Here is a 17,412-nt window from a genome sequence, read left to right on the forward strand (position 1 = left end):
CATACGAGTCCTCCTTGATGAGAAAACTCCTCGACGCCCCCATTCGATATCGCTCGACTCCGCTCCTTACAGCTCATTCACCCACCCCACCGCAACGAATCGGACCTACTTCCCGTTGCAGAAACGTGACGTTGAATACCCCACTTCTGCAAGGAAACACTGCGATCACGACAGCACGACAACACGAAAGCGGGACGAGGGACCGTGTCGAACCCTTCGCCGATGGACTCCTCGATTCGTGCTTTCGCGCTGTCGTGCTTTCGTGATTCTCCGCTCCGCATCGCAACGCCCTTCAGGTGCCCGGCTGCGCGTCAGGCGAGTGCTGGTGCATCCCGCCTTGGTGAAACGGGAAATCACCAGCGACCGCTGGGGTCGCTACTCGCGCCAGACCGCAGCCGAGCCTGAACGGCTGGCCGGAGCGATCACCGCTCGGCTAGCGTTGGTTGCATGATCGCCTTCACGGGCTGTCCGGCGCCGGGACGCAGTTCACCCTGTCCCCCGTTGGTTTGCACACGAACACCCTTCTTCCCGCCCCGAAGAAGCCCCCGTTGCGCGTTACGTAGAGCGTGGAGCCATCGCCGCTGGTCGCGACGCCGCCGTAGCTGCAGCCGCCCAAGACGGTGAGGCAGCCCATCAGAAGTCCAATCGTGATGATGCGTGTCATCGTTCCGTTCCCCCTTTCGGCTGTCGGTTACCTGACATCTCCATCCTGAACCTCCGTCCCCCTCCGCTTGCACCCGGCGGCGCCCGGCCGTAGTTCACGATTCCTTCCTTACAGCGCATCTTCGTAGAGCAATGCAAGGCGCCGGAACCGTGGCCCGTTGCAGAAACGCGACGTTGAACACCCAACTTCTGCAACGGAAGCCCTGCGATCACGACACCACGATAGGACGACAACGCGAAAACACGGAGTCATGACCACCAACTCCCCGGTTCGTGCTTTCGAGCTGTCGTGTTTTCGTGATGCTCCGGTCCGACGGAGGCGATCACGACAGCACGAAAGGTCGACAACACGAAAACTCCCCACAGCCATCACAGCACCACTCGTTTCACAATCAGGGTCGGGGCATTGAAGTTGAGCAGGAGGCCGATGTGGAGATGGGTGGCCTTCAGATATGACTTGAGCTGGGCGAAATGGACGTCCTCCAGCGCCTTGACGGCCTTGATCTCCAGAACGATCTCGCCCTCGACGAGCAGATCCAGTCGATGCAGCCCCACCTCCTCCCCTTCGAACGAGACGCGCACTTCGCGCTGCTGCTCGAAGCGGATGCCTCGGTGCTCGAAGGCAACCACGAGAGCATTCTCGTAAACGCTCTCCAGAAAGCCCGGCCCCAAAGCTCTATGAACTGCCACCGCCGCGTCGAGGATTCGTCCCGACAGGGCCTCGAAGTCATGGCCAACCGACTTCTCGGTTCGTGCTTTCGAGCTGTCGTGCTTTCGTGATTCTCCCGTCTGCATCGCAACCCCCTTCACGCGCCCGCGAGAATCGCGTTGACTGTCGCCGCAGCCGCTGGTAGCCGTTGGCGTATGGCACTCAAGGACTTCGCCAAGTACCTTAAGGGCAAGCCGTTGCCCGAGCTCTTGCATCGGGCGCGGAAGGAGAGCCTGAAGCGCATCCTTGCGCAAGAAGACATCGGCCGGCCGCGCCGGCCGGCGCCGAAGCGAGCCGGGGCTAAGTAGGTGCTCTATATCGACACCTCGGTATTGCTCGTCTACACCCTGACGCAGGCGCCGTGCCACGGTCATCGTCGGCGCCAGCTTGCCTTGTAGGTAGCGGGACAGGGAGCTGGGGTGCAGCCGCTCTCCGCGGGGCGATCGCACCCGCTTCGCCATGCGGGACAGCTTCCGCGTTCGCACTTCCTGGCGGAAGCTCTCCGCCAGATCGACCCGAATGTCCGGGTCATCCGGGAACTTCTTGATGGGACCCGGATTGGCGCCCCGAGGGTCCGGGTTGCTGTGCGAGCGGCGACTCATCTCAGGCATCAAGGGCGATATCCCCTCCTGGATCAGCGGCCCAGTCGACGAAAACGGCTGGCATGACAGCAGGTGACGAATGCTGTCTCGAACGCCGCGACAGTTAGTCCAAGCGCGCCGACCGTGTCAAGGAAAATAATTCCCCTCTCGTGGATGGGGCCGGCGTCTACTCGAAACTACCACAGCGGTGGGTGTTTCGCTCACGCTTCGTATTCGTGCCGCCTGTACGAACCTCGCGGCTCACTTTCGTCATCGCGGAATGGCCGGGAGAAACCTTTGCCGGGATCGGCGCTGACGGAGATCAGGGTTGGTTGGGGCAGCCGCGCGCTGAGCGACCGTCTCCGGAAGTCTTGCCGTGGCGCGCAGATTCGTGTTTGCAGACGGCGCTGCCCCCTTCGCGAACGACTTCGCCGCGGCCCTGCCCTTGTCGCGCCCGGCCGCCCGGCGTATGAGCCGGTCACCATGAGCCCGCAACACCAACCGGCCGGCGGCTGAAGTTGATGAGTCGCCTGTTCGCCATCCCGCTTCGGGCCCCGCGCCTGACCTTGGCGGTTATGCTCGCGCTGACGGCGTTCTTCGGCTTCTTCGCCCGCGCCATCCGGGTGGATAGCTCGATGGACGACCTGCTGCCGGCAAATGATCCGGACAAGCACTACCACGACAGCGTCAAGGCCGACTTCGGCGACGACGAGATCGCCGTCATCGGCGTGTTTGCCGACGACGTGTTCGCTCCGACTACGCTCGCCAAGATCGACACGCTATCGCAACGCTTGGCTCAGATTGAAGCGGTGCGCGAGGTCGTGAGCCTGACCACCGTCAAGGGCATCACCATGAGCGACTCCGGCCTGAGCGCTGGCCGCCTGATGTCACAGCTGCCGCGCACGCCGGCACAGGCGGCCGAGCTGCGCGCTGCGGTGCTGGCCAACCCGCTCTACCTCAAGAACATCGTCTCGCCCGACGGGCGCGCCGCCGGCATCACCGTGGTCTTCGAGTCGATGACCGATGAGCTGTTTCTGGCGCGCGGCATCGAACCACAAATGCGCGCGCTGCGAGCCGAACTGCCGGGGCCCGAGCAGTTCGCTCTCACCGGTATCCCGACCATCAAAGCGAACGGGGCACGCCTGATGGAAAGCGACACGCGCACGTTCACCGCGCTGTCGCTGCTGCTCGTGGTCGTCGTGCTCAGCTTGGCCTTTCGTACTCCGCGCGGCGTGCTCATTCCGCTGTCGACGGTGATCATCGGCGTGGTCTGGACCAGCGGCCTGATGGTGTTGCTGGGCACCTCGATCAACATGGGCACACTGGTGTTGAACCCCCTACTGATGGTGATCGGCATCGCTTCGGGAATCCATTTGATCAGCGAGTATTACGCCGAAGCGCAGCCGGGGCGCACCGCGCAAGTAGTCGTCGCCCAGACGATGGCCCGGGTACGCCTGCCGGTGGCGATTGCGGCCGCGACCACACTGATCGGCTTCGGCACGCTGGTCTTCACCCCGATTCGCGGCGTACGCGAGTTCGGTGCTTACAGTGTCTTTGGCATCACGGTGATCGTGCTCGCGGCCTTCACGGTGGTTCCCGCGCTGTTGGTGCTCTTGCCGCTGCCACGCGCAATTCCTGCGCACCGTGAAGACGATGGCAACCGACTGGCAAGCCTGCTCCGGCGCATCGGCGCCTTCTCTGTGCGACACAGCCGCGCGGTCTTACTGGCCAACGCCATCGTCATCGGCATCAGCCTGTGGGGAATCGGCCGAATTCGGGTTGAAACCGACTACCTCGGTTTCTTCCACCCGCAGAGCCGGATCCGCACCGACAACGCTTTGATCGCCGGCCGGCTCGCCGGCACACAGCCGATCTCCGTCGTCATCGACGGCCACGCACCACAGGCAGTTACGCGCCTGGACGTGCTGGCTGCCATGCACGAGCTGCAGCAGTTCATCGAGCGACAGCCGGGGGTGGACAAGACCATGTCGGTGCTGGACTACCTGGCGCTGGTGCGCCGCGCGCTGCAAGCTGATGCGCTCACCGCCCTACCCGACTCGCAAAGCGAGGTCGATCAGATCCTGATGTTGGCCGAGGCGGACGACCTCCGGCCGGTGCTGAGTTCGGACGCGTCGCGGGCCAACATCATAGTACGCACCAAGTTGTCAGGCTCGGCCGACGTACGTGAGTTCGTCGCGGGCGTGCGGGCGTTTGCCGCGGAGCATTTTCCCGGCCGCATCACCGTCCGCCCGACCGGCACCGCGGTGTTGCTCAACCAGTCGGCGGACGCGCTGGCGTGGGGCCAAGTCACCGGCTTGTGGCAGGAGCTGGTGGTGCTTTTTGCATTGCTGGCGTTGATGTTTCTGTCCCTGCGGGTGGGGCTTTTGGCGCTCATCCCGAATATAGTGCCGACGGTTGTCCTGTTCGGGCTGATGGGCTGGAGCGGAATCAGCTTGAACATCTCAACCAGCATGATCGCCGCCATCGCCATCGGCGTCGCCATTGACGACACCATCCACTTGCTGAGCGCCTTCAACGAGGCGCTGCGCCGCACCGGAAGCCAGGAGCAAGCCATCATCGCAGCCATGGGCTCCGCGGGTCAGGCTGCCTTCTTCATCGCACTGGCGTTGTCGGCCGGGTTCTTCATCGTCTGCTTGTCTAACTTCCAGCCGGTGATGCACTTCGGCCTGCTCGCCGGTGCCACCATGATCATCGCGCTCGCCGTCGAGCTGTTCTTGACGCCGGCACTGCTGACCACGACCAAGATCATCACGCTGTGGGACTTGCTGTTTCTCAAGCTCGGTCCCGAGCCCCAGCGGCAGATCCCGCTGTTCGCCGGCTTGCGTCCGTTCCAGGCGAAACTGGTTGTGCTTATGGGACACCTAGAGTCCGCCGCGCGCGGCGCCTTCATCACTCGGCGCGGGGAGCTGAAGCCGGAGCTGTACGTACTACTCAGCGGCTGTGCCGAGGTTCGCAGCGGAAACGACCGCCGCGTCATCCGTAGCCTTGGCCGCGGCGAGGTCATCGGCGAGATGGGGCTGGTACGCCAGCGCCCGCGCTCGGCCGACGTGGTAGTAGCCGACGACCTGGAGTACCTCGTCCTCGACCAGCGCTTCTTGCAGCGCTTGCGCCGGCGCTACCCCCGCATTGCCGCCACCGTGTTCTTCAACCTCACCCGCATCCTCAGCGATCGGCTCGAAAACACCACCGCCGCCCTGGCGCGCAGGCCGGCCGGCAGCGCCCGCGCCGGTACGGATTGAAGCCAGCCGCGCGTTGCATTGCGCCCCAATGTGCCATATATGGCAACCACATGAACCCTCCGCAGAAGACCACCGTCTATCTCGACGCCGAGGACTATCAGCGGCTCAAGACCATGGCCCGCCGTCAAGGGCGCAGGCCCGCCGAGTTGGTGCGTGAGGCGGTGGCAGTGTACGCGCGCGGCGGCGGTACCGCCGTTCCCCGCAGCCTCGGCAGCGGACGCAGCGGCAAGCGCAATCTCAGCGAGCGGGCCGAGCAGCTGCTCAAGGGCATCGGCCGCGCGCGATGATCGTCGCCGATACCGGCGCGGTCCTGGCCCTGCTCGATGCCGACGACCGACACCACGTGACCCTACGGGAGCTGTTCGAGAAGCGGCCGTCGGCGTGGCTACTACCGTGGGCGGTTCTGCCGGAGGTGGACTACCTGGCCCACAGCCAGCTGGGAGCGGGGGTCGCCCAAGCCTTCCTCGATGACCTGGCGGCGGGAGCGTTCATGGTCGAGTGGGGCAATGAAGCCGACCTGGATCGGGCGCAGGAGCTGAACCGGAAATACCGCGCGTTGCAGCTGGGCTTGGTTGACACCGTGGTCATGGCGATCGCCGAGCGCCGGCAAGCAGAGGCCATCGCCACTTTGGATCTCCGCCACTTCGGCACGGTGCAGCTCCACCGCCGGTTGAAGCTCCTGCCACGGGACCTGTAGGACGGATTGTCGCCAGCCCTTTGCTGCGCGCCGCAATGCCGCTCCGCCCACTACCCACCGCGGCGGGCATCACGCTCCGCGAACAGGTTCTACTCGTCGCCTCGGCCGCCCCCCGGCGGCGGGCCACCGGACTGACGAATCGCGAGGAACGACACCAGCGCGACGCGCGTCCGGCAAATTCGGCCGAACTCAGCGCCGGCCACTGGACGGAACGCAACCCGCCGTGTAAGCGTGACCAGTCATCACGGAGACCATGGCATGCCTCGATCCGCACCGACGCGCGAGCGCGCATTCGTCTTTATCGAAGAAATCGGCGCGCTGCGCGAGCTGTGCAAGCACCTAGCAGAGAGCGAACGCTTAGGCGTCGACACGGAATTCGTCGGCGAGCGCACCTACCTGCCGCAGCTCGAACTCATCCAGGTGGCCACCGAACAGGTGTGCGCCGTGCTCGACTGCCGCTCTCTGGAGCGGCTGGATCCCTTCTTACCGCTGCTGTTCGATAAGCGCATCGAGAAGGTATTCCACGCCGGCCAGCAGGATCTCGAACTGTTCTTCCTGCTGACGCAGCAGGTACCGGCGCCGTTGTTCGACACGCAGGTGGCGGCGGCAATGGTGGGCTATGGGGCGCAACCGGGGTATGCGCCGCTGGTGGAACGGTTGCTCGGCGTAACCGTCGAGAAGACTGAGACCTTGACCGACTGGACGCGCCGCCCGCTGAGCGCGGCGCAGCTGGCGTACGCCGCCGACGATGTCCGCTACCTGCCGCAGCTCCACGACCAGCTGCGTCAGCGCCTGCACGAGCTACAGCGCACGGCGTGGGTAAGCGAGGAATTCCGCCGTCTGGAACAGAGCGCCGCGGCCGGCCGGCTGTCGCCCCGCGAGGCCCATCTGCGCGTGCGCGGACGCGGCGCACTGCGCGGTAAGGCGCTCGCCATTTTGCGCGAATTGGCGGCCTGGCGCGAGGAAGAGGCGCGCCAGCGCAACAAACCGCGCGGCAGCTTGATGAAGGACGACCTGCTGGTGGAGCTGGCTCGCCGCGCCCCCACGACACCGGCCGCACTGCGCCAATTGCGCGGCTTGTACTCGCGCGAACTCGAGCGCAGCGGCACCGCCATCGTCGCCGCTGTCGAACGGGCCCTCGCTCTTCCAAAACATGAATGGCCCGAGTCACCTCAACGCCACGGCCACGAGAGCGCGCCGACGGGCTTGGTCGAGCTGCTGCAAGCGGTGTTGCGCAGCTGCGCCGAGCACGCCCACATCGCACCGACATTGCTGGCGACCACCGGCGACCTGGAGCAACTTGCCATCCGCCATGGCACGCCCCCCGCGCTGGAGCTGCCAGTGCTGCAAGGCTGGCGGCGCGAGATCGCCGGCGAGCAGCTGCTACGCCTGCTCAACGGCCAGGCCACCGTCTGCGTCGAGTCGGAGACGCGCCGGCTGCGGCTCGAGCCCGTGCGCCGCTGAGAATTTCGGACTTCGGATTGCGGCCGTGGATCGCGGATTGCGGAATGAACCGGAACGACGGCCGCAGCCGAGCGATTGCGAGCTGCTGTGCCCCCCCGTGCCTCGGTGGTTGATTCTTTGTCTTCTCCAACGTCTGAGAAGCTCCGCACCGAGCGCGTGACAGCGGCACGCGGTCGCGGTATTTAGTCAGCGGGAGGACTTGCGAATGCAGAGACGAACCGCTCTGACCCGATGCGTGCTGGCGCTCTCGTTGTTGTTGGCTGTGCCGGGCGCGTACGCCCAAATGTACCAGCCCTTACCCGAGCAAGCGCCGGTGGTAGCCGACCGGGCGCCGAGTCCAGCCACCGCGTTGTTGGCCGCCGGTATCAACGTCGCCTACGTGCCCGCTCGGCTGGCGCTGAGCAGCGTCGGTATCGCCCTCAGCGGACTAACCGGCTGGCTCACGGCCGGCAACACCGACGCCGCTGACGACGTGTGGAACGTGCTGAGCGGCTCTCCCTACCTCACCCCGAACATGTTGCGGGGGAGCGAGTCGTTCCGCTTCGGCCCATGGCACACCGGCCGCTGAGAGGCCCGGCGGCCTGCTCTTCCAGCGCCGGCTGAACCGTTGATCCGTCATGCCCCAGCCGGACGTGCTGATCATCGGCGGGGGCGTAATCGGCTGTGCGATTGCGTACACGCTCACGCACCAGTGCTCGCTGCGCGTGCTGCTGCTGGAGCGCGCCACGCTCGGCAGCGGCGCAACCAACGCCGCCGCGGGCCTGCTCGCCGTCGCCAGCAGCCATGCTCCGGGTGGCGTCCTCTTCGAGCTGCGCCGGCGCAGTGCGGCACTGTTTCCCGAACTCGTCGCCCGGCTGCGAGCGGAGAGCGGGATCGACCCCGAGTACAGGCAAGGCGCACTGCTGGAGCTGGGGTTTAGCGGGCGCGAGGGCGACGAGCTGCAGCGGCTGGTCCAGCGTCGGCGGGAGCAGCAGTTCGACGCTGAGCTGCTTGATGCCGGCACGGCCCGGCAGATGGAGCCGTTGCTCTCAGAGGAAGTGCGCGTGGCGGCTCGCTTCGGGGGCGAGCATTGCATCAACAGCGAACGCCTCACCGCCGCGCTGGCAGAAGCGGCGCGACGGCGCGGCGCCGAGGTGCGACTCAACGCGCCGGTGACGGGCTTCGAAACCGCTGGCACGCGTGTGTTGCGGGTGCGCAGCGCTGACGAGTGGATCTGCCCGGGTGCGGTCGTGCTGGCTGCGGGCACGTGGTCGGTCGAGATCGCCGCCCAGCTGCGGGTGCGCGTGCCGCTGCGCCCGGCACGGGGTGAAATGCTGGCACTGCGGCCCAGCCAGCTACCGAATCACTTCGTCACTTGGGATGACGGCTATCTCATTCCGCGTGCTGACGGAGAGTTGCATGTCGGCAGCACCGTCGAGTACACCGACTGCGTCGAAGTCACCGCGGCCGGTGCCGCTCTGCTCAAACGCCGAGCGCTGCAGATGATGCCGGCGCTGGCGGACGCACCGGTGGTGCGCCGCTGGGCGGGGCTGCGGCCCTGCCCCACCATCCGCCGGCCGATTATCGGACCCGTGCGTGGCTTTGAAAACCTCATCCTCGCCACCGGTCACCACCGCAACGGCGTCCTGCTCGCTCCCGTCACCGGCCAGCTGGTCACCGAGCTGCTAACCACTAACGCCACCAGCCTACCGCTCCAGCCTTTCTCCTATCGGCCACGGTAGCAGCGATCGGAGCAACAGAGATGACACAGGCAAGCGCGGATCGCAGTTTTGGACGGGTGACGGTTTTGCTCGGCGCCAACAACGGCAAGTATCCACACGGCAATTCTGTCTTGGTGCGGGGGCGCGACGCTCGGCTGATCATCGACCCGTCACTGGCGGTGGCGGCCCGGGCCAAGGAGCTGCGCGGCGCGGCGGAGGTCATGGTGGTTAGCCACGCGCACGAGGACCACATCGCCGGCGTCTTCGTGTTTCCTGAAGCAGAGGTCTTCGCCCATCGCGAAGATGCCATCGGCATGCGCAGCGTCGAGGGGCTGATGGCGATCTACGGCTACGGTGCCGAACTGACGCCGGGCATGCGCGACTATGTCATCGACCACTTCCACTACTGCGCACGGCCGGACACGCAGGAGTTCGACGACAGCGCGGTGTTCGAGCTCGGCGGCGTGCGGGTGCGCGCCTTTCACCTCCCCGGGCACACGCGCGGGCACTGTGCCTTTCTGATCGAGCCCGAGGGGGTGTTGTTTCTCGGCGACATCGATCTGAGCGGTTTCGGGCCGTACTACGGCGATGCCTGGTCGAGCGTGGATGATTTTGCGCGCTCACTCGAGCGCGTGCGTGCCATCGAAGCCCGCGTCTGGGTGTCGGCCCATCACGTCGGCGTCATCGAAGACCCGGCGGTGTACGAAAAGCGCCTGGCGGCGTTCACCGCCAAGATTACCGAACGCGACCAGGCGATTGTGGAGTTCTTGCGCGAGCCCCATACACTCGCCGAGATGGTGCGCCGGCGCTTTCTCTACCCGCCGCAGGCAGAGCTTCCTTTCATCGACATGGCCGAGCAGCACACCATCGAGCAACACTTACGGCGGCTGGCCGCCGCGGGCGCCGTTGTAGAAATGGAACCGGGAGTGTTTCGGCATAGCTCCGGTGTGCCTACGCCGCCGCCGGCTCGAACAGGGCCGCGGTGAAGGCCTCGGCTTCGAACGGCCGCAGGTCATCAAGCGCTTCACCCAGGCCGACGTAGCGAATCGGCAGCTGCAATTCGCTCTTGACCGCGAGTACCACACCGCCTTTGGCGGTGCCGTCGAGCTTGGTAAGAATAACGCCGGTGAGCGGCAGGGCCTCCTGAAACAGGCGCGTTTGGCTGAGGGCGTTCTGCCCGGTCGTGGCGTCGAGCACCAGAAACGACTCGTGCGGCGCGGCGGGAATCTCACGGCCGATGACGCGCACGATCTTCTTCAGCTCCTCCATCAGGTTGGCTTTCACGTGCAGGCGGCCGGCGGTGTCGATGATGACGACGTCCGCGCCCCGGCTCTGCGCCGCCTTCAAGCCGTCGAACACGACGGCCGAAGGGTCGGCGCCGCTTTGGTGCTTCACCAGATCGCAGCCGGCCCGTTCTGCCCACACTTCCAGTTGCTCACTGGCGGCGGCGCGAAAAGTGTCGGCCGCCACCAGCAGCACGGAATTACCTGCGCTGCGGTAGCGGTGCGCGAGCTTGCCGATGCTGGTGGTCTTACCGACGCCATTGACGCCGGCAACGAGTATCACCAGCGGTTTGGCCGTGGGTCGCTCGGGCGGGTTATCGCCGAGGAGCGCGCGAATCTCCGCCTTGAGCGCTTCGAGCACGGCCGTCGCCGAGTCCAGCCCGGGGTGCCGGCGCAACGCGGCGATCAATCGCTGCGTGGTCGCCAGCCCGACGTCGGCCAGAATCAGAGCCTCCTCCAAGTCGTCCAGCCACGCCGCCAACGTGCGATCGCGCCCGAGGGTCTCGCGCAAGCGGGCGCCGAGGAGCGCGCGGGTCTTGCTCAGCCCGGCGCGGAACGCCGTCCACGGGCTCGCCGGCTCAGCCGCTGCCGCCGCCGCGGGCGGCGCAGCGGGCAACGGTCTTCGCCGCCACCACGACAGCACCGCGATCAGGAGCGAGACCAGCAACACCGCCGCGGCGGCGCCCAAGAGCAACTCTGGACTCGGCTGGTTCACGCTAGCACAACTGCCGAGGCACCGGCCTGGCGGCCGCGCCGTTGCGGGGAGACGCTTGCATACTCCTGTAGTACCGCGATCGCCTGCCGCCGGCGCGAAGCCGGCGCCGGCAACCTCTACCGCATCGCCACCGAGATCACCTTCGACAACCCGGGCTCCTGCATGGTGACGCCGTAGAGGTTCTCGGCGCATTCCATCGTCCGCTTGTTGTGCGTGATGACGATGAACTGCGAGGTCTCGCTCATCTCGCGCACCATCTGCGTAAAGCGGCTGATGTTGGCATCGTCCAGCGGCGCATCCACCTCATCGAGGAAGCAGAACGGTGTCGGGTTGATCAAGAACAGCGAGAAAATCAGGCTAACTGCCACCAGCGCTTTCTCACCGCCGGAGAGCAAACTGACCGTATCGAGCCGCTTGCCCGGCGGCCGCACGATGATCTCGACGCCGCTATCGAGCAGATTGTGCTCGTCGGTCAGCACCAGCCGCGCCTCGCCGCCGCGGAACAGCCGCGGAAAGACCACCTGAAAGCGCTCGTTCACCTTCTCGAAGGTTTCGGCGAAGCGGGCACGCGAAGCCCGATTCAGGCGCTGGATGGTACGTTCGAGATCCGCCAGCGAACGTTCAAGATCTTCCTTTTGGGTACGCAGGAACTGCGCCCGTTCTTCGAGTTCGCGCAGCTCGTCGATCGCGCTGACGTTGACCTCGCCGATGCGCGCCACTCGTTCGCGCAGGATCTGCAAGCGCTCGGCCGCACCCTCCTCGGGCTGGTGCGGGTAATTAGGCGCTTCCTGCGGCAGCTCGACGCTGTACTTCTCCCGCACGGTAGCGCAGAGGTGCTCGCCCTGGAGCCGGTGTTCGGCCAAGGCGATGTCCGTTTGCGTGCGCGTGTCGCGCCGCTGCTCCAGCTCGGCGCGTTCGGCACTGAGCACCTGCTCGCTCGCACCGACCGCGCCGGCGGCGCCCTCGACCGCCTGGCGCGCACCCACCACCTGTTCATCGAGCAGCGCGCGGCGCGCCTCCTGCTCGCTCGCCACCGCTTCGGCCTCTTCTAGGGTTTGCTGCAATGAGGCGCGTTCGCGGGTGGTTTCCTGCGCTTCCACCGCCAGCGAGCGCTCGCGCTCCGCCAGCTCTTCACGATTAGCGGCGAGGCGTTTCAGCGCCGCCGCCGCCGCATGTTGGCGCTCGCGGCGCTCGGCCACCCGCACCTTGGTTGCGGTCACCTCCGCACCCAAGGCTTCCGCCGTAGCCGCGGCGGCTTCCGCCGCCGCCTGCCGGCGGCGCAGTTCGCCGTCGCCGACCTGTTCACTCTCCGCCAGCTCCAGCAAAGCCACCTGCAGTTGTTCGAGCTCACCCGCGGCCCGCTCGTCCTCCGCGGCCAGCGCCTCGGCCTCGAAGCGCAGCACCTCGAGGCGGTCGGTCAGCCGCGGGCATTCGCGCTCCAGACGTTCGACATCCTTTTCCGCCGCCACCAGTTCGAGGGTGGCGGCGTGCAAATCGCGATCGAGGGCGGCCAGCGCCGCCTCTTGGTCGCCGATGCGCTCACAGACTGCGGCCAGCGCCTCATCACCAGCGGTGATCCGAAGCTCCAGCTCGGCCGCCTGTTCGGTCAGCTCTTGCAGCTCGCGCCGGCGCGCCAGGATTTCGGTCTCAATCGGCTCGGCGCTGCCGCCGGTAATCACCCCGGCAGCGTCGATGACGTCGCCGTCGGGCGTCACCATGGTCACGTAACGGCCGTTCTGGCGCCAGAGCGAAAGCGCGGCGCGCAGATCGGGCACCAGCACCACCTCGCCCAGCAGCATCTCGACCACTTGGCGATAGCGTTCATCCACGCGCACCAGATCGAGCAGCCGCGAGCTGCTACCGTTCATGCCCGCAGCACCCAGACCGTCGAGCGGCACCGGGCGCGGCGTCACCGGAACGAAACTGCCGCGGCCCGAGGCTTGTTCGCGCAGCGTGGCCACAGCACCGACGCCGGCTTCGGCCTCATCGACGATCATGTACTGCAAGCGATCGCCGAGCACCGCAGCGACGGCCCGCTCGTATTCGCGCGGGGCATCGATCACATCTGCTACGACTCCCAGGACGCCGTCGGCGGGTTGTTCGCTGGCCATGATCGAGCGCACGCCGGCGTGATAGCCTTCGTAGTTGCGCTGAATATCCGCCAGCGAGCGCAGGCGCGACTGCACCTGCACGCAGGCGGCGCGCCGCCCACTCAGCTCACCTTCGAGCCGGCGGCGGTCTTCAGCCAGTTGGCGCAGCCCGGCCACGCGCTGCTCCTTCTCACCGGCGGCAGTCTGCAAACGCTGCTGCAGCAGGACGACGTCGTGCCGGCGCGTGGCCAGATCACGTTCGGCGGCTTCGAGCTGGCCGGCCAGCGCTTGCCGTTCTTCCTGCAGCCGCAATAAGCGCCTTTGCGCGTCTTCACGCCGGCGTGTGGCAGCAGCCGAGTCATTGCGCAGCTGAGCCATACGGGTCGCCAGCGCCACCAGCGCAGCCTTGGCCTCCTCGACGGCAGCGTGCGCCGCTCGCTGAGCCGAACGCGCCAGTTCGATCTCGGCCTCCTTGCTCGCCAGCTCGCCTTCCTCGAACAACAGCCACCGGGCGCATTCGTCGCGCTCGCGCTCGGCCGCGCTCACTTCCTGCGCCAGTGCCGTAGCGCGGCTGGCGCTGGCTTCACGCTCCGAGTGCAAGCGCGCCAGCCGCCGCTCCCGCTCGTGCAGCTGCTGGCGCATCAATTCGATCCGCTGGCGCTGGCTCTCGCGCTCGGCATCGAGCACGGCGAGCGCTTCACGGCGCTCGGCCAGGGCGGACTCGGCCGCCGCCAGCGCCGCCGCCGCCTGCTCGCGGGTTTGCTCGGAGGAGGCAATCTGCTCTTGCAGCCGCTCCTCATCCGCCAACAGCTCGAGCCGCCGTTGTTCGAGTGCTTCGATCTCGACGCCCAGCTGCCGCCACTGCCAGCTGCTCAAGCCCAGCTCGAGCGTGCGAATCTCGTCTTGCAGGGCGCGATACTGCTCAGCCTTCTTCGCCTGGCGGTTCAAGTATTGGATCTGGCGCTCGAGCTCGTGGAGGATGTCGGTGACCCGCGCGAGGTTGTCGCGCGTACGCTCCATCTTACGTTCGGCGGCCAGCTTGCGGCTGCGATAAAGCGTGGTCCCGGCCGCCTCCTCGATGAACAAGCGGCGGTCCTCCGGCTTGGCGTTGACGAGCTGCTCGACCCGCCCCTGCTCGATGATGGCGTAGGCCTTGCTGCCGATGCCGGTACCGAGAAACAGCTCGGTGATGTCCTTGAGCCGGCAGGCGGTCTTATTGATAAAATACTCCGATTCACCGGAGCGAAAATAACGGCGCGTTACCATAATTTCCGCCAGATCACGGAAATGCGCCGGGATCGTCGAGACATCGATGTCCGGGTCGAGCGGCTCACCGGTCGCGCGCGTCTGGCCGGTGTTTTCGAAGGTCAGCGAGACCTCGGACATGCCCAGCGGCGCATTGCGCTCGTTGCCGTTGAAGATGACGTCTTCCATCGCCGCACCCCGCAGGTGCTTGGGGCTCTGTTCCCCCAGCACCCAGCGGATGGCGTCGACCACGTTCGACTTGCCGCAGCCGTTGGGCCCGACGATGCCGGTAATGCGCGAAGGAAAACTGAGGACCGTTCGCTCGGCGAACGACTTGAAGCCGACTAACTCAAGCTGCTTGATCCGCATCTCATCACCACCACCCCACGATCGAGTATTTCACAGCGTTCTTCACTGAGTCAAGAAAACAACCGGCCCGCCCACGCGAGCCCGGCCACTTACTCCTGCAATTCGGTGTTCCAGTACGAGGCATCCACGGTGGACAGGAACGGCACCCACTCCTCGTAGTGTCGCAAGCTAAAGGTCTGCATCATGAACGGCGTCCACTCCGGCCGCCGGGGCGCCCGCAGCAGACGCATGCCAGCCTGATCCGGGGTCCGGCCCCCTTTGCGGCGATTGCAGGCATGGCAGGAGCAAACCACGTTCTCCCAGCGCGAGGTTCCCCCCTGCGAGCGCGGCACGACGTGATCGAGGTTCAACTCGGAGCGCGAAAACCTGTGGCCGCAGTACTGGCAGGTGTTGCGGTCGCGGGCATAGATGTTGAACCGGCTGAAGCGCACCTGCCGGCGCGGCAGCCGGTCGTAGGCAACCAGCAGAATCACCCGCGGCACACGAATGACGCGATCGACCATCCCGATCGTGTCGTCGTGCACCGAGGCCGACAATTCGCTCCAGCTGTCGAAGTCGAAGGTCTGGTATTGGCCGTTCACGGCCTCGGCAACCCCCTGATAAAGCAGGGCAAATGCCCGACGAACCGAAGTGATGTGAATCGGCAGGAAGGAGCGATTAAGAACTAGAACCTTGCTGTTAAGTACGCTGGCGGTTGCAGACATTCCCGAACCATCAGAGCCGCTACGATTTGCGTGCCAGCGTATCTGCCGCCGGCGCAGAAGTCAACAATGTGACGGCTCATGCTAAGATCCATAGCACCTAATTTGGCAGGAACATGGGCTGCGTTACCCCTTCGGGAAAGCACTACAGACTTGCGCGCTGGTAACCTAGCCCATATGATGGCTGCGGTTGGGTTGTTGTGGAGGGGCTATGGCTATCAGCTGCTTAATGCACGAGGCGCCCGGGAGCCGGGCTGAGCCGGGCATCACATCACTTCGGAAGGGCAAGCGGGAAGCCGGCCGTCAGACCGGACGACCGGTGGTGCCCACGGGCCGGCCCCGCCGACTGGCCTAACGCCCGTGCCACGCCAAATAGTCATCAATTCGACCCCGCAGGAAGCACGGGTCGCTCTGGTTGAGGACTCCCGGCTGCTGGAGATCTTCATCGAGCGTACCCGCGGACGCGGCATCACCGGGAACATCTACAAGGGGCGGGTCACCCGCGTGTTACCGGGGATGCAAGCGGCGTTCGTCGACATCGGGCTTGAGAAGGCGGCCTTCTTGCGAGCGGCGGATTTCTACCCTGAAAGCAGCGAGGACGCCTTAGTCGAGTACGACGACGACAACGGCTCGCCGAAGGCGGCCGCCCCGGCGGTGGCGGTCGCTGAATCCGGCGCGGCGCCGCAAGCCGCGCCCGTGGCCCAGCCGCCACCGCGTGCGCCGATCGAGACGCTGCTGAAGAAGGGCCAGGAAATCATCGTTCAGGTCGCCAACGGCCCCATCGGCACCAAGGGCGCGCGGGTGACCTCGCACATCGCCATTCCCGGCCGGCACTTGGTCTACATGCCGCTGACCAATCACGTCGGCGTGTCGCGGCGCATCGAGGACCCCGAGGAGCGGGCGCGACTGAAGGCCGCAGTCGAGGAGTTGCGCCCACCCACCGCCGGGTTCATCATTCGCACGGCTTGTGAAGGGCTGAGCAAACGCGAGATGCAGGGCGACGTGCGCTTCTTGCTGCGCTTGTGGGGCCGCATCCAGAAGAAGAGCGAAAGCGGCGGCGCCCCGACTCTGCTCCACTACGACATGGATCTCATCCTGCGCTCCATCCGCGACCTCTTCACCGCCGATATTCAGCGCGTCTGCGTCGACAACAGCCGTGATCACGGGCGCATCGTCGAGTTCCTCGAAGCGGTCATGCCGCGCTTCACCGACCGCGTCGAGCTTTACACCGAGCGCGAGCCGATCTTCGACCGCTTCGGCATCGAAAACCAAGTCAATAAGGCGCTCGACCGGCGCGTGTGGCTGAAGTCGGGCGGCTACATCATCATCGACCATACCGAGGCGCTCACCGCAATCGACGTCAACACCGGCCGCTACGTCGGCAAGACCACCCAGGAAGAGACCGTGCTCAAGACCAACCTCGAGGCCGCCAAGACGATCGTCGAGCAGCTGCGGCTGCGCAACATCGGCGGCCTGATCATCATCGACTTCATCGACATGGAGAAGCCGGTCAATCGCAAGAAGGTATACGACGCTTTGAGCGACGCCGTCCGCAAAGACAAAGCCCGTACCAACATCCTACACATCTCGGAGCTGGGCCTGGTCGAAATGACCCGCAAGCGCCGCGGCGAAAACCTGCTGCAGCTGCTGGGCGAGCCCTGTCCCATTTGTGACGGGCGCGGCTTGGTGCGCAGCGCCGAGACCGTGGCCAACGAGGTGCTGCGCCGCATCCGCCGTGAGGCCGCCGCCCACCCGCGGATCGAGCGGCTGCACCTCCGCGTGCCGGTGCGCGTGGCGCAATTCCTGACCACCACGGAGTCGGGGTCACTCCAGGCGATTGAGAACGAGTTCGGCACTAAGATCGTCATCGAAGGCGCCAGCGATCTGAGCGATCGCGCCTGCGAGGTCACCGCAGTCGAAGCCGCGGCTTAACGG

Annotated in this window: 13 protein-coding genes; 8 read left to right on the forward strand and 5 right to left on the reverse strand. The window is 66.0% G+C overall.

Going from position 1 to position 17,412, the window contains the following annotated elements; all coding sequences use genetic code 11:
* Positions 1 to 457: 457 nt before the first annotated feature.
* Positions 458 to 664, reverse strand: a complete 207-nt coding sequence (locus HY699_08385) for a hypothetical protein (GenBank protein ID MBI4515817.1) — start codon at positions 662 to 664, stop codon at positions 458 to 460.
* A 368-nt stretch (positions 665 to 1,032) separates the two neighbouring features.
* A complete protein-coding gene (locus tag HY699_08390; protein ID MBI4515818.1) occupies positions 1,033 to 1,458 on the reverse strand; it encodes a GxxExxY protein in 426 nt (141 codons plus the stop codon).
* A gap of 1,016 nt (positions 1,459 to 2,474) precedes the next feature.
* Here HY699_08390 and HY699_08395 point away from each other — a divergent pair.
* From HY699_08395 to HY699_08425, 7 genes are all read left to right on the forward strand, one after another.
* On the forward strand, positions 2,475 to 5,213 hold the full coding sequence (locus HY699_08395; GenBank protein ID MBI4515819.1) for an MMPL family transporter: 2,739 nt from the start codon (positions 2,475 to 2,477) through the stop codon (positions 5,211 to 5,213).
* A 50-nt stretch (positions 5,214 to 5,263) separates the two neighbouring features.
* On the forward strand, positions 5,264 to 5,500 hold the full coding sequence (locus HY699_08400; GenBank protein MBI4515820.1) for a CopG family transcriptional regulator: 237 nt from the start codon (positions 5,264 to 5,266) through the stop codon (positions 5,498 to 5,500).
* Positions 5,497 to 5,910: a PIN domain-containing protein gene (locus HY699_08405; protein MBI4515821.1), complete on the forward strand. Its 414-nt coding sequence runs from the start codon at positions 5,497 to 5,499 to the stop codon at positions 5,908 to 5,910. The genes HY699_08400 and HY699_08405 overlap by 4 nt, the downstream gene beginning before the upstream one ends.
* Before the next feature lie 258 nt (positions 5,911 to 6,168).
* Positions 6,169 to 7,374 (forward strand): ribonuclease D, encoded by a 1,206-nt coding sequence (gene rnd / locus HY699_08410; protein ID MBI4515822.1) that lies wholly within the window; start codon positions 6,169 to 6,171, stop codon positions 7,372 to 7,374.
* A 205-nt stretch (positions 7,375 to 7,579) separates the two neighbouring features.
* Positions 7,580 to 7,942 (forward strand): hypothetical protein, encoded by a 363-nt coding sequence (locus HY699_08415; GenBank protein ID MBI4515823.1) that lies wholly within the window; start codon positions 7,580 to 7,582, stop codon positions 7,940 to 7,942.
* A gap of 49 nt (positions 7,943 to 7,991) precedes the next feature.
* Positions 7,992 to 9,095, forward strand: coding sequence for a glycine oxidase ThiO (gene thiO / locus HY699_08420; protein ID MBI4515824.1), 1,104 nt, complete (start codon positions 7,992 to 7,994; stop codon positions 9,093 to 9,095).
* Between the two features lie 20 nt (positions 9,096 to 9,115).
* Positions 9,116 to 10,060 (forward strand): MBL fold metallo-hydrolase, encoded by a 945-nt coding sequence (locus HY699_08425; protein MBI4515825.1) that lies wholly within the window; start codon positions 9,116 to 9,118, stop codon positions 10,058 to 10,060.
* On the opposite strand, the gene ftsY is transcribed toward HY699_08425, so the two are convergent.
* From ftsY to HY699_08440, 3 genes are all read right to left on the reverse strand, one after another.
* Positions 10,026 to 11,264 (reverse strand): signal recognition particle-docking protein FtsY, encoded by a 1,239-nt coding sequence (ftsY, locus tag HY699_08430; protein MBI4515826.1) that lies wholly within the window; start codon positions 11,262 to 11,264, stop codon positions 10,026 to 10,028. The two genes, HY699_08425 and ftsY, sit on opposite strands and share 35 nt — an antisense overlap.
* Positions 11,189 to 14,776, reverse strand: a complete 3,588-nt coding sequence (smc, locus tag HY699_08435) for a chromosome segregation protein SMC (GenBank protein MBI4515827.1) — start codon at positions 14,774 to 14,776, stop codon at positions 11,189 to 11,191. The genes ftsY and smc overlap by 76 nt, the downstream gene beginning before the upstream one ends.
* 89 nt (positions 14,777 to 14,865) lie before the next feature.
* Positions 14,866 to 15,480: an HNH endonuclease gene (locus tag HY699_08440; GenBank protein MBI4515828.1), complete on the reverse strand. Its 615-nt coding sequence runs from the start codon at positions 15,478 to 15,480 to the stop codon at positions 14,866 to 14,868.
* Positions 15,481 to 15,837: 357 nt separating this feature from the next.
* On the opposite strand from HY699_08440, the gene HY699_08445 reads away from it, so the two are divergent.
* The gene (locus HY699_08445) at positions 15,838 to 17,409 is read left to right on the forward strand and encodes a ribonuclease E/G (GenBank protein MBI4515829.1); all 1,572 of its coding nucleotides are present in this window, start codon (positions 15,838 to 15,840) and stop codon (positions 17,407 to 17,409) included.
* Positions 17,410 to 17,412: the final 3 nt, after the last annotated feature.

The sequence above is a fragment of the Deltaproteobacteria bacterium genome (genome assembly GCA_016210005.1).
Taxonomy (GTDB): Bacteria; Desulfobacterota; Binatia; order HRBIN30; family JACQVA1; genus JACQVA1.